Annotated in this window: 12 protein-coding genes and 1 pseudogene; 5 read left to right on the plus strand and 8 right to left on the minus strand. The window is 61.8% G+C overall.

Going from position 1 to position 14,554, the window contains the following annotated elements:
• Window positions 1-139: 139 nt before the first annotated feature.
• Together V5B44_RS06365 and V5B44_RS06370 are read right to left on the minus strand one after the other, a co-directional pair.
• Window positions 140-1,795, minus strand: coding sequence for an FAD-dependent oxidoreductase (locus V5B44_RS06365; RefSeq protein WP_332358248.1), 1,656 nt, complete (start codon window positions 1,793-1,795; stop codon window positions 140-142).
• A gap of 4 nt (window positions 1,796-1,799) precedes the next feature.
• Window positions 1,800-3,299, minus strand: a complete 1,500-nt coding sequence (locus tag V5B44_RS06370) for a polyamine aminopropyltransferase (protein ID WP_332358249.1) — start codon at window positions 3,297-3,299, stop codon at window positions 1,800-1,802.
• A 370-nt stretch (window positions 3,300-3,669) separates the two neighbouring features.
• On the opposite strand from V5B44_RS06370, the gene ydiK reads away from it, so the two are divergent.
• The 5 genes from ydiK to V5B44_RS06395 all read left to right on the plus strand — a co-directional run bounded on the left by ydiK (window position 3,670) and on the right by V5B44_RS06395 (window position 6,819).
• Window positions 3,670-4,791: an AI-2E family transporter YdiK gene (gene ydiK, locus V5B44_RS06375; protein ID WP_332358250.1), complete on the plus strand. Its 1,122-nt coding sequence runs from the start codon at window positions 3,670-3,672 to the stop codon at window positions 4,789-4,791.
• A gap of 65 nt (window positions 4,792-4,856) precedes the next feature.
• On the plus strand, window positions 4,857-5,456 hold the full coding sequence (locus V5B44_RS06380; RefSeq protein ID WP_332358251.1) for a riboflavin synthase: 600 nt from the start codon (window positions 4,857-4,859) through the stop codon (window positions 5,454-5,456).
• Window positions 5,457-5,643: 187 nt separating this feature from the next.
• Complete coding sequence (locus V5B44_RS06385; RefSeq protein WP_332358252.1) at window positions 5,644-5,808, plus strand: hypothetical protein; 165 nt, start codon at window positions 5,644-5,646, stop codon at window positions 5,806-5,808.
• 127 nt (window positions 5,809-5,935) lie between these two features.
• Complete coding sequence (locus V5B44_RS06390; RefSeq protein WP_332358253.1) at window positions 5,936-6,283, plus strand: hypothetical protein; 348 nt, start codon at window positions 5,936-5,938, stop codon at window positions 6,281-6,283.
• 11 nt (window positions 6,284-6,294) lie between these two features.
• Window positions 6,295-6,819, plus strand: a complete 525-nt coding sequence (locus V5B44_RS06395; protein ID WP_332358254.1) for a hypothetical protein — start codon at window positions 6,295-6,297, stop codon at window positions 6,817-6,819.
• 262 nt (window positions 6,820-7,081) lie between these two features.
• Here V5B44_RS06395 and V5B44_RS06400 read toward each other — a convergent pair whose 3' ends face one another.
• From V5B44_RS06400 to V5B44_RS06425, 6 genes and pseudogenes are all read right to left on the minus strand, one after another.
• Window positions 7,082-8,062 carry a nuclease-related domain-containing protein gene (locus V5B44_RS06400; RefSeq protein ID WP_332358255.1) on the minus strand — a complete coding sequence of 327 codons (981 nt, stop codon included), beginning with the start codon at window positions 8,060-8,062 and terminating at the stop codon, window positions 7,082-7,084.
• Between the two features lie 18 nt (window positions 8,063-8,080).
• On the minus strand, window positions 8,081-8,890 hold the full coding sequence (locus tag V5B44_RS06405) for a hypothetical protein (protein ID WP_332358256.1): 810 nt from the start codon (window positions 8,888-8,890) through the stop codon (window positions 8,081-8,083).
• A 9-nt stretch (window positions 8,891-8,899) separates the two neighbouring features.
• A complete protein-coding gene (locus tag V5B44_RS06410) occupies window positions 8,900-9,853 on the minus strand; it encodes an IS1595 family transposase (RefSeq protein ID WP_332358257.1) in 954 nt (317 codons plus the stop codon).
• Between the two features lie 89 nt (window positions 9,854-9,942).
• A pseudogene (locus V5B44_RS06415) lies at window positions 9,943-11,880 on the minus strand (DEAD/DEAH box helicase); the annotation flags it as partial.
• Entirely contained in the window at window positions 11,880-12,860 is a 981-nt protein-coding gene (locus V5B44_RS06420; RefSeq protein ID WP_332358258.1) for a virulence RhuM family protein, read from the minus strand. The gene V5B44_RS06420 and the pseudogene V5B44_RS06415, both read right to left, overlap by 1 nt.
• The gene (locus tag V5B44_RS06425; protein ID WP_332358259.1) at window positions 12,857-14,515 is read right to left on the minus strand and encodes a site-specific DNA-methyltransferase; all 1,659 of its coding nucleotides are present in this window, start codon (window positions 14,513-14,515) and stop codon (window positions 12,857-12,859) included. Before V5B44_RS06425 ends, V5B44_RS06420 begins: the two co-directional genes overlap by 4 nt.
• Window positions 14,516-14,554 lie beyond the last annotated feature (39 nt).

A 14,554-nucleotide genomic window follows, 5' to 3' on the forward strand; every position in this document is an offset into this window, starting at 1 on the left:
CTGGAACCGAGCCGCTTCCCGTCACCTTCGAGCGCGATCCCGCTGGCGAATAGCGAGTAGCCTCTTCCTTCTTCAAATGGCGACGTAGTGGAGTGGCCATCGCGACGTCCGCGGGGCCACGGGCCGCCAGGACAGCGGCCTACGCCAGCGACGAACTGAAGCGTAGCCCGAGCCGGCGCAGCGTCCTTTCCGCCGCCAGCACACCGCGGTACTGGGCCTCCTCGAAGAGTGAAAAGCCGCTGACGTCGGCGTGAGCAAAGCGCAGACGTTCGCCGTCGACGGCAAAATGCCGTCTTGCCTCGCCCCAGATCAGGCCCGGCACTGGCCGGGCCATGGCGTGACCGTTGCGGAAAACGTCGAGGCGGGTGGTCAGTTGCCTGATATCGCGGTGGGGCCGCTCCAGCTCGGCGAGGATTTGTTCCGCCCACAGCTCGCGCGGCGTGTCGCGCAGCGCTTCGCGGCCGCGTTGCGGACTCTGTTTATCGAGCGTCCGGTACCAGGTGAGCACGGTTGCCCCCGGGTGCAGGCGCATCTGCTGGTGGGTGGCCACAACATAGCCCAGGCCGGCTCCTTCGTAGAGCACGTTGTCCCAGGCGGGTGGTGCGCCGGCACGATCCTCCGGGAAACGCGACAGCGTCAGGTTGGCCACCAGCCAGGGCGCGTGGCTGAAGCTGCGGGCGGCAGCTCGCAGCGTCTCGTGACCGACGAAGACATGCGGCACGAGAAACAGCGGCGCGGCCCAGATCAGCTGCCCGGCGAGCAGGCGCAGCGTTCGCTGCTCCTGCGGCAGCCAGAGGTCGACCTCGATCGGCTGGCCCTTTGCCGCGCGCTCGCCGCCAGCGACGTGAAAGGCCATGGCCCCGGTCAGCAGGCGACTCCCGGCTCGCGTGCCGATCGAGCGCAGCATGCCTTCAGCCAGCCAGGCGTTCCCTTCCGGCGCTGTGAGCACGGTGTCGCTGCTGGCGTTCTGCGCCTCGCCGTCGCGGCAGGCAAAGTAGTGGATGCCCGCCCAGGCCGAGACCATGGCGCTGCCCGTGCCATAGTCGTCGCGGCAGGCGTGGTTCACGTACCAGTGCAGATGCGGTGAATCAAGTCCTTGCGCCAGCAGCCAGTGGCGCATGCTGATCCGGTCGAGCGCCTGCAACTCTAGAGCGGGGCTGGAGAGCGCCATTGGCAAGGCGAAGGCCCGCCGCCCAAGCCGGTCGCGCTGGCGTCTGAAGCCTTCCATCAGGTCGGCAAAGCGCTGATACTGCTGGCGCTCGCTGGCGCTGACGCCAGTCTGTGGCAGCAGGCCTTCCTGCCAGCGGCCGTCGCGATAGAGGCGTTCCTGCGGCGTCGCGCAGAGGTAGCGCTCGTCATAGACCGGCTGCACCGCGTGTGGGTCGCCCTGCAGCACGCCGAGCTCGGCAAGCAGTTCGCGCACGGCCACCGCCTCGCGGTTCGGCAACGGCAGGTAGTGCGCGCCCCAGGGATAGGCGCTGACGGCATTGCGCCCGGCGCGCGAATTGCCGCCAGCCTCGCTCTCGAGCTCGACCAGCAGGAAATCGGTGAAGCCCGATCTGGCCAGTTTCCAGCCCGCGGCCAGGCCGGCGATGCCGGCGCCAACGATGACCACCGCTGCCTTTCGTGTCTCGCCGGGCGGCGCGAAGTCTGCCGCACGCAGGCGATGGCCGAGATCGAGCGAGGTCCCGAGCAGTTCGCCCGGCGGCAGCGGTGGCGGTGCGCTGCGGCAGCCGGCGAGCGAGGCAGCGCCCGCGGCGGCAGCCACCGAGACCAGGAAATCGCGCCGGTCCATCGCGCTAGCGGATCACCTGTCGCCACTCCTGTTCGAAGTAGCGGACAAGCACCTGGTTGTTCAGGCGGTTCACCTCGGCCTCGACGCGCGCCATGTCGCCCGGAAAGACGAACAGTCCCGGCGTTGCCTCGGGGGTCAGGAAGCGCGTCTCGACTGCGTAGGACGGCGGCGGCCGGTAGGCACGGCGGCCGGCGAGCACGAAGCCCCACTCGCCAAAGGAAGGAACGAGGGCGTGGTAGGGGGTCGTCACCAGGCCGACGCTCTCGATCGTCGTGACGATGCACCAGAAGGACTGCCGAGCGTAGAGCGGCGAGGTGGACTGGATCACTGCCAAAGCGTCGCCCGCCAGGTGCTTTTCCAGCAGCCGATAGAACGCGGCACTGTAGAGCTTGCCGATCGAGAAGTTCGATGGGTCGGGGAAATCGACGACGATGAAATCGAAGAGATCGTCGTTCTCCTCGAGCCATTGCAGAGCGTCGGCATTGACCACCCTGACCTTGGCCGAGTGAAGCGCGTTGTGGTTGAGCTTGCGCAGTGGTGGCGCGCTGGCGAAGAGGCGCGTCATCGCCGGGTCGAGGTCGACCAGCGTCACTGATTCGATCTGCGGGTACTTGAGAATCTCGCGCACGGCGAGGCCGTCGCCCCCGCCGAGCACCAGCACACGCCGTGCTGCCGGCAGGGTCGACAGCCCAGGATGCACCAGCGCTTCGTGGTAGCGGTACTCGTCGCGAGAACTGAACTGCAGGTTGTTGTTCAGATGCAGGCGCAGATCATCTTTCCAGCGGGTGACGACGATCCGCTGATAGGGCGTGCTCTCGGCATGCACGATGTCGTCGGCGTAGAGCTGCGTTTCTGCCAGCGAGGTCAGCTCGCCGGCTGCGGCGAAAGCCGCGAGCAGCGCGAGCATCGACAGCCCGCCCTGCACGCGTAGCCAGCCAGCGTTGTGCAACTGCGCGCGGAACAGCCACCAGGCCCACAGCGCGACCGCGACGTTGAGCAGGCCGAACAGCAGCCCGCTGCGGATCAGGCCCAGATGCGGCACCAGCAGCACGGGAAAGAGGATGGAAACGGCGAGCGCGCCGAGGTAATCGAAGGTCAGGACCTGCGAGACGACATCCTTGAACACCAGGTCGCGTTTGAGGATACGCATGACCAGGGGAATTTCCAGTCCGACGAGAACGCCGACGCCGAACACTGCCAGGTAGAGCGCCAGCTTGAACGGAGCCGCCGACCAGGCGAAGATGAAGAACAGCGCAGCCGCCGAAAAGCCGCCCAGCACACCGACCAGCAACTCGACCTGGATGAAGCGGGCGACGAGATGCTCCTCGATGTAGCGCGACAGCCATGAGCCGATGCCCATGGCGAACAGGTAGCTGCCGATGACCGTGGAAAACTGGGTCACCGAGTCACCGAGCAGATAGCTCGCCAGCGCCCCGGCGATCAGCTCGTAAGCCAGTCCGCAGGAGGCGATGATGAAAACCGAGAAGAGCAGCGCGTGGTTCATCGACCGGTTCGCCTGGCAGCTGCGGCCCGGCGCCGCAACAAACCGCGGCGAGACCTTCGGGTTGGTGCGCGTGCAGCATGCAGCGTCGCCGGGTCGGGGCGCCGCCGGCCGTCCCCTGGCCTCGGTCGGATGATGGTTACCTGATGCATGCGCGGCATTCTATGCCCAAACGCCCGGTCGAATCCGGGGCGGCACCTGCCGCAGTGTTGCCAGCCGCCCGCGGCGAACGGACATCAGCCCATCGAATTGGGCTAACATGCATCCCGCACGACGCCGGTGGGCCAGCGCTTGCAGCCGACGGCGAGCGGCGCCGCCCGGGTGAGCCGCTACCGGCGCCACACCGAACCTGGATAGCTGGAATGACTGGACGATGATCCCCGTGGAAAAACACATCGAAATGGCCCGCCCGACGCTGGCGGTGCTGTTCCTCTGCGTGCTGATCGGCGCGTCGCTGTGGATCCTGCGCCCCTTTTTGCCGGCGTTGATCTGGGCGACGATGGTCGTAGTCGCCACCTGGCCGTTGATGTTGCGGGCGCAGCGGCTGTTCGGCAATCGTCGGCTGCCGGCAGTGATCCTGATGACCTTGCTGGTCCTCCTCGTGCTGGTCGTCCCCCTGTCGGTAGCCATTGCCACCATCGTCGGCAATGTCGATCAGATTGCCGAGTGGGGCAAGTTTCTGAGCGATCTGCGCGTGCAGTCGTTACCCGCCTGGGTCAGTGACATCCCGTTCGTCGGGTCTCGGCTGGATCAGGCGTGGCGGCAGCTTGCCGCAGCCGGCAGCAACGAGTTGGCCGCCAAGGTGGCTCCCTATGCCGGCAACTTGACCCGCTGGTTCGTCAGCGAGATCGGCAGCTTCGGCCTGGTTTTCGTCCAGTTCCTGCTCACGGTCGCACTCTCCGCCGTCCTCTACGCCGCCGGAGAAAAGGCCGCCGCCGGCGTGCGGCGTTTCGGCTATCGTCTCAGTGGCGAACGCGGCGAGAGCGCCGTCGTGCTGGCCGGCCAGGCGGCCCGCGCCGTGGCACTGGGCGTCGGCGTGACGGCGATCGTCCAGTCGCTTCTCGGTGGCGTTGGCCTGGCCATCGCCGGCGTGCCGTTTGCCCCGGTCCTGACCGCCGTGATGTTCATGTTTTGCATCGCCCAGCTCGGACCGACGCTGGTACTGGCACCGGCAGTGGTCTGGCTGTATTGGGGCGACAACACTGGCTGGGGAACGTTTCTACTGGTGTGGACAGTCTTCGTCGGCACGATGGACAACTTTTTGCGCCCGGTCCTGATCAAGCAGGGTGCCGACCTGCCGCTGCTGCTGATTCTCGCCGGTGTCATCGGCGGCATGCTGGCTTTCGGACTGGTCGGCCTCTTCGTCGGCCCGGTCATCCTGGCGGTGGGCTACACCCTGCTCGAAGCATGGATCAACGAGGATCCGCGCGAAGTCGCGAGGGGAACATCCGGCGCCGGCGAGGTCCCTGAAGTTGAGCGCCAGACACCAGCCTGACACTGCCTGCGGCGACGCAGCGGCACTGCAAACCCCGCCGAACCCCTTTTCGAGAGGTCCCTGACATGTTCTCTGGAATCATTGCCGCCGTTGGCCAGATCACCCGCATCACCCCGCGCGATGACGGCGCCGCAACCGTTCGTCTGACGATCGACGCGGGCCAGCTCGGACTCGATGACGTCGGCCTCGGCGATTCGATCGCTTGCAGTGGTGTCTGCCTGACCATTGTCGATCGACAGGACAACTGCTTTTCCGTCGATGTCTCGCCCGAGTCTCTCGCCTGTACCGTCGGCCTGGCAGCACTGGGACCGGTCAACCTCGAGAAGGCGCTGCGCCTGGCGGATCGCCTCGGCGGGCATCTGGTATCCGGTCACGTGGACGGCGTTGGCGAGGTGCTGCGTTTCGAGCCGGTCGGCGACAACCGTCTGCTCGAGGTCCGCGCGCCGGCAGCGCTCGCCCGGTACATCGCGCGCAAGGGCTCGATCACCGTCGATGGCGTCAGCTTGACGACGAATACGGTCGATGGCGCCACCTTTACCATCAACCTGATTCCCCACACGCTCGCAGCCACCACCCTCGGCGGTCTGCAGGCCGGCGGCCGGGTCAATCTCGAAATCGATCTGATCGCACGTTATTGCGAACGGCTTCTGAGCCACGAAGAATAGGCCTTTGCAATCTATGGAATTCACGCGGGTAATCTTGTCTCAACCGCGTTTTTGACAAAGTCTTTTGGTTTTGCCAGACGACGGTATACGACGGTAACGTTGTCGGTATTCTCGCTGCCGTACTTTTCTCAAGAAGGTGTACTCGAAGTAGTACTCGATCAATATCGACGTGCAGCCACCGCGCGAAATGCTCTGGTCGGTTGAAGTTGGTGACATCCTTTCACCCAGTAACTTTGTGGCGATCGCGGATGCGCTTCGGGCCGATCCCGCGATTTTTCTTCAACTCGACATGGAGAGAATCCGGCAGGAACTGGATGAGCGCGCAGCCGGCCGTAAAGCTACGCCACACTGAAGTGAGGGCGCGCCACGCTGCCTTGCTTACAGTCCATGGCATGGGGTGCCGACCCAAAAAGTGGCTTTGAGATCAGCACGCCTTCACGTGATACACTTATTTATGTGTTACACGTTAAGGGGCAAGAATGGCTACCGTAAACTTCACTGGTTCCGTTGATCGCGACCTGCTCAAGCGTGCCAAGGTGATCGCGGCCAAGACCGACACGTCGGTCAACGCCCTATTCAACGCCGAACTGCGCCACCTTGTTGAGACGTTCGAGGCAGCGGAAGCAACCGGCAACCAGAATTTCAAGGTGCTACTTGACTTTTCGCTGGGGCGCATCGGTGACGACAAGGCCATGCAGGCGCTGGGCATCGACAGCGAGGAAGACCTGTTTCTGTTGATGGCGCAGGCGCATTTGCCGATGCCACGACTACCGGACGCCGCCACACAAGGAATGGTCGATCAACTGAACGCCTTGCCGACCGCTTGAGCACAGAAGCAATGTCATCGGCCAAAGACATTGCGCTGCTGCCCGATGCCGTGCCGCTCATCACGCTGGCCTACGCCGATGCGCTCGACGTGCTGTTCAAACCGGGCTGGACGGTAATGCTGGTCGATCTGGTCCTGCACGAGGTCACGCGCAGCCAGACACCGACCAGCAGCAAGTTGGCGGCCTGGGCCGCATCGGCGCGGATTCCTGTTCTGCCCACCAAGACCTTCGAGTACTTCAGGCAATCCGCGACCGAGTCTCCGTCGCCGCGAAGCCGCAACCTCGGCGAACTGGCGATTCAGGAAACGATGAACGAATTCGCCCTCAAGGTGCCGCCGATGACCGGCGTATTCCTGTTTGAAGACCACAAGATTGCACGCGCCAGCTTCATGGTGCCGGACAACTGCCGGAAGGTCAGCGCCCGCGCCTTCCTGATTTTTCTTGAGCAGAAGGGATTGATTGACTCGGCGACGGACATTGAGCGCCGCGCTGTTCAGTCAGGGCGAGCGTTTTCGACGCTGCGATTTCCGCCGTAGGGAGCACGCAACTGAATTTTCACCAGCGCTGGCAATTGCGCCAGCCAGCCTCCGGCCTGTCCGCCATCACCCGCCAACAGAAGGAACTGTTGGAAAGCGTCGCCTTCCCCGAGCCCTCCGCCAGACCCCTGTAGTGCCAGTTCTGAACCGGTGAATTGCGCGCAAGCAATCACTGAGCCGTATTCTTGTCGAACTCGGGGGAGTGTTCGACAAAGTGCTCACCCAATGAAGCTGGGGTGACTCGACTGCATGCTTCGCTTGCTCAGGCGGGTTTGGGAATCGCCTTCTGGCACTCCATGCAATAGACGTTTCCAGCAAAGCGCGGCTTGTTGAACCAGCAGAATTTTGCAATGTTGTAGGCGACGATGGTTCCGCATGTCGCGCAGGCGAGCTTGGATTTCTTTCCGCCAACCTCGTCGGTGGGTGCCGTCGCGTTGCCGCAATTCGTCTGATTCAGCAACTGCTCGGGGGCTGGCTCTGTCCGCGCCGGCGTCTTGACGGTCTTGACGATTGTCCCCGACAACCCAAATCGCGCAGGCCAATCAAACGATACGGGTTTATGGGCCGCAGCTAGGCGGCGTGCAAAATCTTCCAAGGTGTCCTGACCAATCAAACGCACCGCCAGCAGCGGATTGTTGTTCGAGTCATACTCCTTGTCGATGCGTGTCTTCAGCTGATCGTTCTTGATAATGCTGTCGATGCCTTCGATCTTGGTTTTCGGTCGACCGATGCGCGCATTCTTGGACACCAGTACCAGGCCGTTCAAGGTCGGCGACAGGGTGATGCCGAAGCGCTTCGGCGGTGCGACTTGTCCGCACTTGAAGACCGATTCCAGCACCACCATGTGCCGCTGGTTCTGCTCGACCGGCGACGGAATGCCATATGCCTTGCCACCATGGAACGCGGCGAACTCGCCTTGCTCGTTGACCGCGATGCCCTCGGCGAACCGCTTGCTCTCGCAGACATAGATTTCAAGGAAGCGGTTTATCAGCAGGTGGTCGATCTGCGCGACGCGGCCTTCGCACTCAAGGCGCAGGTCGTGCAGTGCCATCCAGTTCTTCGAGGCACCGTAGTGGAACTCGATTTCATAGGCTGCTTCCGCCTCACCCTTGATACCCGACTGGATGTTGCGGATTTCCTGTTCGACCTTCTTGCGGGTGTCGGCACTGGCGTCCGGTCGAGCTGAGAGCAGCTTCAGGGCGTAAATGTCTTTGGTCTTGTCGTCAGTGGCTTTGATGAGCATGGGTTCACCGGATGATGGTTAAGGCGATACGACCGAATACCGGCCCGCCAGCGCGGACACCGTCGCGTTATGGGCCACCGCATCATGCGGCAGCAGCAGATACTTCCAGGGCTTCCCGCCTTGCGCCTGTGAATACGCGCTGGCGTGCCGGCACCATGTCGCCGCCGCGTCGGCTTTCGCCTTCACGTCGCTGGCTGTCATGTCCTTGGCGGCTTTGGTCTCGATGATCAGGTTGTGGTCAGCAGTCGCCGCAACGAAGTCCGGCACGTACTCGGGTTGGTTGGCGCCTGAACGGTAGTAGATGTTGAACTGTCCGGCGACTGGCCGGAACCAGCGCAGCGCCTCACGCTCCAGCACGCAGGCGAGCACACGCTCGGTATCGGAATGAAACTTCTGCACCGGGTAGGCGCACTTGCTGAACCCACCGTAGACGTACTGCGTGATCTTGCCCTTCTCGTCGGGCGCCTGATGCAGCGGCAGGATGTCGCCCTCGGCGGTAAAGGCGCAGTGTTTGAGCGGCGTGAAGCCCTGACTGATGACCACCTCCGATTCGGAAATGTCCTCGTAGTAGTGCAGCGCCATCTGCAGATGGATGTTCTCGGCGATAGTCCTGCCATAGTTGCCGAGGATGTTGTGCAGTTCATCGTCGCTTCTCAGGTAAGTCCTGAAGTGCGCGACAGCTTGCCCGGATAGCTCATGGATCAACTCGGCGTGCTCGTCGTATGACACGTCGTCGTAGTTGATCAGCTCGCGGACGATATAGTTTTCCAGTTGCGATTCCATGACCGTCGACGACTGCCCGTACAGCACCTGCTTGCCGGTTTTCAAGCCTCCTGATTAGCAATGAACGTCAGCCGCCCGAATCGAGCGCTGGGGCAGCGGCGAGCAGGCTACGGCGGCGAGCAGGAGCCGCGCGTTCAAGGTCCTGAGATCGAATCGGCGGTTGAATCGGTAGGCGAAAGCGGCGAGGTACTGAGCACCATACTTTCGGAAGGCAAGCGCGTGATAACAGCCCGAAAGGCTGGTCTTGAGATTACCCAAGACCGTGTTGACCCACTTGAACTCTGGCAGGTCCTTGGGCTTTCGCCCGGCGACAACGGTCGGCTGATGAACGCAGCCTGCGTCGATGACGGCGTTGAAGCAAGCCAGACCATCCGACAGCACCGTCGATCCCGGAGCGAGGTTGCTCTTGGCCCACTGGGCAATTGCCGTCAGGGTGAAACCGGGAACGAGCGTGAGTTTGGCACGCAAGGGGTGGCCCTCCTCACTGAACGAGACGGCTGCAACGAAGGGCACCTTGTTCTCCGAACCGCGCCCGACCTTGCCGCCGGTACGCTCGCCTCCCAGGTAGGCGTCGTCGACCTGCACCTGACCTTCGAGCACATAGCGCTCTTCTCGCTGTTCCATTGCCCGCATCAGCTTGTGGTGGATGAGCCAGGCGGTGGGGTAGCTCACGCCCAGATGTCGCTTCAGCGCCAGCGCCGACAGACCCGTCTTGGCCTGGCTGATGAGGTAGATCGCCAGGAACCACACGGTCAGCGGCAGCTTGGTGCCTTGAAACACCGTCCCGGCGATCAGCGACGTTTGATGCCGACAGGCGTTGCACTGGAAAACCTTGCAGGAACCCCCGCGCAGAACACAGTGTCCCGCTCCACCGCAGCGCGGACAGGAAAACCCGTTCGGCCACCGCGCCGCCTCCAGCGCTGCTGCGCACTGCGACTCGGTTCCGAAGCGCTTAGCAAACTCTGGCATCGACAAACCGGGTTGAAACTGAATTCGATTCATTGCCATGGCCCTGACCTCCCTGTGGTGACAGAGTTCAGGATAAGCCCAGCCGGGCTCACCAGATGCGCCCAGCTGACGATCGTTGCTAATCAGGTCAAGCCTTGGCCGACCAGGGCCATGTCCTGCGGCTGGAAGTTCATTTTCGACAGATCGAGCTGGAAAAGCTTGTAGCCGCTCTTCACCGGGCCTTTCGGTACCACCGAGATACGCGGAATATCGATGGTGTGCTCGACCAGCACCGCTACCGTCTTCTGGACAATGTTCGCCACTGGCGACGCCGCCGCAGTTGCCAGCAGGTCACCCTGCCTCGGCAGCATGCGTTCCTGAACCCGCTGGACGATTTGCTGCTGGATGGCGGTTTGCGTCAGCGCGGCGCTGCTTGGCACAAGGGACAGCCCTTGTCGCTTCTCGAGACTGATTTCGGCGATAACGTCCATGGCGATTTGCGCAATGTGCCGCTCTTCGCCGGTATGCAGAACCATCGTCGGAGCCGACGTTCCATACTGCGCGCCGTCGCCGGCAGCGCCAGGGATTGGCGTTGTGCCAGTTGCAAGGGTCCCGAGCATGGCATTGGCCGTCGGCTGCACGGAAATACTCTTCAGGCTGCTGCCTGTGCCGGTGTCCGGCGTCAGCACCAAGGTCTGCATGCGGATCGGCGAATCGCCGCGTCCCGCCTCGTCGATGACCTCCTGAAACCTGTCGTGGGCGATGATGTTCAGCCGATCCACCGCGTCCACGCCGGTCTTGCGGCCATACGGCAAACGCAGGCCGCGACCGATCGACTGCTCGATCAGCGTGCGGGCATTGGCGGCACGCAGCGGAACGATGGTGTAGAGATTGGTCACGTCCCAGCCTTCTTTCAGCATGTTGACGTGGATCACGATCTCGGTCGGCTCGTCGTAGCTTTCCACCGCCAGCAAGCGCCGGATCATTTCCTCTTCATCGGCACCGGAACGGCTCGAATCCACCTGAATGACCTTGCCCCTGTAACGGCCAGCGAAGAAGGTATCGGATTCGATGTTCGCCATCAACACGGCGGCGTGGGTCGTATCCCGCGCAATGACCAGCATGAAGGGCTTGACCAGCTTTTGCCCGGTCTGCTGCGCGTAGGTCAGAAGATGGACCTTGGTCTCCTCATGCACCCGCACGCCGTCCTGCAGCTTGATCGTTTCCAGCGCACCGGTGCTATGGGCGCTCGGGTCGAAGTTCTGTTGGGTGACAACTGCCGGTTCCTTCACGAAACCATCCGCGATGGCACGCGCCAGCGGGTAATCCATCACCACATTCCTGAACGGCGTCGTCCTGCCGCCAGTGCCCTCGACGAAAGGGGTCGCCGTCAGCTCAAGTCCGAGCAAGGGGCGCAACTCGTTCAAGGAGCGAATGCCCGCACTCGCCCGGTAACGGTGCGACTCGTCCATGATCAGGACCAGATCATCCAGCCCGGCCAGATACTCGAAATAGCTCTGCCCAAGGTATTCCGACAGGCGCTTGATCTTCGGCGACTTGCCGCCGCGCACCTCGGAATTGATCTTCGAGATGTTGAAGATATTGACCTCGATGCCGCCCAGCAGACTCCGGCTGCCACGCTGCTCGAAGTTGTCGCCGGTAATCACCTCGGGCGGCGTGCTGGCGAACTCGGCAATGCCCTTGAATACGTACTTGGGCGAGTTCGGCGAGAAGTCGCCGATCAGCTTGTCGTAGATCGTCAGGTTCGGTGCCAGCACGAAGAAATGCTTGTAGCCGTAGGCCGCATGCAGATAGCTGATGAATGCCCCCATCAGACGCGTCTTGCCGACGCCCGTTGCCAGCGCGAAGCACAGGGACGGGAAATCGCGCTCGAAGTCGGCCAGCGTTGGAAACTGACCGGTCAGCGCCTCCTGCATCGCCTTCAGTTCTGCCGGCGACCGCGCTTGCGAATCGCGTAGCGCGGGCACCTGATCGACCGCCCAATGCAGACGGCGCAGGCTTTCGGCTTGTGGCTCGCGCAGACTCAGGCGACCACTGACCGAGCGAACGATGTTTTCCAGACTCATCATTTCTTTCCCTTGGGGGCGGGCAAGGTCTTGACCATCCGGTCGAAGTCGGACTCAAACCGGGTGTCATCGAGGATGCGAAACTTGCCAAATTCTGTTTCGGCATGGCTCTTGGCGAGTTGCGCCGAAATACGGCCAGCGCCCTGCAAAATCTCGCGGTCGTTCAGGGTCAGGAATCCTTCAAGCTTGGTGATCCAGTCCTGCATGCTCATTGCGATTCGGCGGGTAGCCTGACCTTCGGCAAAGATCAGATATTGTTCCGCCAGATTATTGAGGGCGCGCAGTTCGTCTTCGGCCAGGTAGTTCTTGGCAACACTCACGTCGCTCTTGCGGATTCGCTTGCCTTCCCACGTCGTGAGGCCCATGTTCGGCTGCGTACTGTCGGCCCGCTGGGCAATCAATTCAGCGGCGGTGTGGCCGTGGATCGCGTAATGGACCTTGTTTTGCACCGTGGCAAAGAACTCCTGCGTCAGCGGTGCGGCGGGGTCGTAATCGACACTGGTTGCGTAGATGTCGGTAATTTTCTGGTAGAAGCGCCGTTCGCTGGTGCGAATGTCTTGCAGGCGGCGGCTCAGCTCGTCAAAGTAATCGAGACCCTTGCCGGGGTTTTTCAGGCGCTCGTCATCCAGCACAAAGCCCTTGACGATGAACTCCTTGAGCTGAGCGCTGGCCCATTGGCGAAAGCGCACGCCGACCTGGCTGCGCACCCGGTAGCCCACGGCCAGTACCATGTCGAGGTTGTAGTGCGCCACCTCATAGGTTTTGCCATCGGCGGCAGTTGTTCGGAAAAGCCGAACAACTGAATTCTCGATCAGTTCGCCATCCTCAAAAATGTGCTTGATGTGCTCGCTGATCGTGCCTTTGGCTTTGCCGAACAGATCGGTCAGCTGCTTCTGGCTCAACCATAGGGTTTCGTCCTCCAGCACGACGCTGAGCTTTGTCCTGCCGTCCTCGCTTTGGTAGAGAAGGAATTCGCTCACGCCGCGCCCTCCGCGGAGTCTTTCTCTCGCTGTTCCTCAAACAATCCGGCCTGCTGTGGCGTGACGGCTTGTTTGGGAGCCGCTTTTTCCTGCATCGGAAGGTTCTCGACGTTCAGGCTGTAATCGTCGTGCCCCCACTCGCAACGGGACAAGACCATCTTGGGAATCTTCTTGGCGGTGAGATTGGGGTAACGGTTTGCATCGCCGCGGAATGCCGAACAGCAGACCAGCAAGCTGCGCCCTTCGCCGACTTCATCGCTCAAGGCCTGCAACTGTTCCGGCGTCAGGCTTTGCGTGGTGACGTAGATGAAGTCGTTCTCGGTGCTCTTGCCGTGTTGCCAGTAGTGCGCGTCGCTGGGTGCGTAGATGAAGCCTTCCAGCTTGCAGATTGCCGCAGCCAGCATTTCGGCGTTGTAGTCCTTGTTGATGATCCACTGGCCCCAGCGGTCTTGCTGCAACAGGCTGGGGGCGAGGCGGTAATAGCGGAAGCCGCCACCGCCTTGCCAATTCACGGCCTTGCTGATGCCGCCCTGGTCCTCGCCGTCGATGACTTTTTTCAGGCGCGGAATGATGTGCGTGTGGCAGTGATCGCCCAGCTCGATCATGATCCAGCGGCGGCCCATCTTGTGGGCCACGGCACCGGTGGTACCGGAACCGGCGAAGGAGTCGAGGACGAGGTCACCGGGATTGGTCGCAATATGTATTACTCCGCGCAATAGCTCTTCCGGCTTTGGTGTCCCGAACGGTTCCGAATCGGGGAACAGCGCCAATATTTCCTTCTTGGACGTTTCGTTATCGCCGAATGTTGACGCGTCCCACCATGTCATTGGGACTAACCCACCTTGTTCCCCGAGAAACTGCTTGATTCGTGGGCGACCGGTGCCGTTGTTTGGGAAGTACACCCGGTTATCGGCAACATGTTGTTTGAAAACCGGTTCAGTCGCTGCCCAGCAGCGTCCTTTTGGCGGCGCTAGCACCGCGCCCGAGGGCGCGATAATGTCGTACATCTGATTCGGTCGAAAGCCTTGCGCACTAAACGGGATCGACCGCCAAGGGCCGCGTCGGTCGCCATCGGGATTAGCGAATCCGTCCTCGTTGGATGGCAGCGTATTTCTGGCGTCCTTCCATTTCAGCGCCCCCGACTTCGCATAGAGCAACAAGTGATCATGGGCCGATCCTATAGCTGCACGATTTTCGCGAGAGGTACGCTTCTGCCAAACAATGTTGGCTACAAAATTCGCCCGCCCAAATATCTCATCGCAAATGACTTTCAGATAGTGCGCTTCATTATCGTCAATGGTGATCCATAGGGACCCATCTGCCGACATCAATCGCCGAATAATCTCAAGGCGATCCCTCATCAGCGACAGCCAGATCGAATGCTCAACACCATCGTCGTAATGCGTGAAGGCGCTGCCGGTGTTGTACGGCGGATCAATGAATACGCACTTCACCTTGCCCGTGTATTCCTGCTCCAAGGCCTTCAACGCCAGCAGGTTGTCACCGAAAATGAGCTGGTTATCAAAAAAATCAGCGCTGGTGACTCGGTGCTTCGCGTGATAGCTCTTCTCCGGATCGCCCAACAAAATGCGCGGCTCCAGCTTCGGACGCACATCCTTGCCAATCCAAGTCAGTTCTAGCTTTTGTTTTTTCACGCGCTCTGATCCTTGCCGCCATACCCTACACGCAAGGCC

It is taken from the genome of Candidatus Accumulibacter necessarius (genome assembly GCF_036625085.1).

Coding starts and splice junctions, on each gene's coding strand:
- V5B44_RS06385 (WP_332358252.1), top strand. CDS start 5,644: ATGCTCTGGTCGGTTGAAGTTGGTGACATCCTTTCACCCAGTAACTTT.
- V5B44_RS06400 (WP_332358255.1), bottom strand. CDS start 8,062: ATGCTCATCAAAGCCACTGACGACAAGACCAAAGACATTTACGCCCTG.
- V5B44_RS06390 (WP_332358253.1), top strand. CDS start 5,936: ATGGCTACCGTAAACTTCACTGGTTCCGTTGATCGCGACCTGCTCAAG.
- V5B44_RS06365 (WP_332358248.1), bottom strand. CDS start 1,795: ATGGACCGGCGCGATTTCCTGGTCTCGGTGGCTGCCGCCGCGGGCGCT.
- V5B44_RS06395 (WP_332358254.1), top strand. CDS start 6,295: ATGTCATCGGCCAAAGACATTGCGCTGCTGCCCGATGCCGTGCCGCTC.
- ydiK (WP_332358250.1), top strand. CDS start 3,670: ATGATCCCCGTGGAAAAACACATCGAAATGGCCCGCCCGACGCTGGCG.
- V5B44_RS06410 (WP_332358257.1), bottom strand. CDS start 9,853: ATGGCAATGAATCGAATTCAGTTTCAACCCGGTTTGTCGATGCCAGAG.
- V5B44_RS06370 (WP_332358249.1), bottom strand. CDS start 3,299: ATGAACCACGCGCTGCTCTTCTCGGTTTTCATCATCGCCTCCTGCGGA.
- V5B44_RS06380 (WP_332358251.1), top strand. CDS start 4,857: ATGTTCTCTGGAATCATTGCCGCCGTTGGCCAGATCACCCGCATCACC.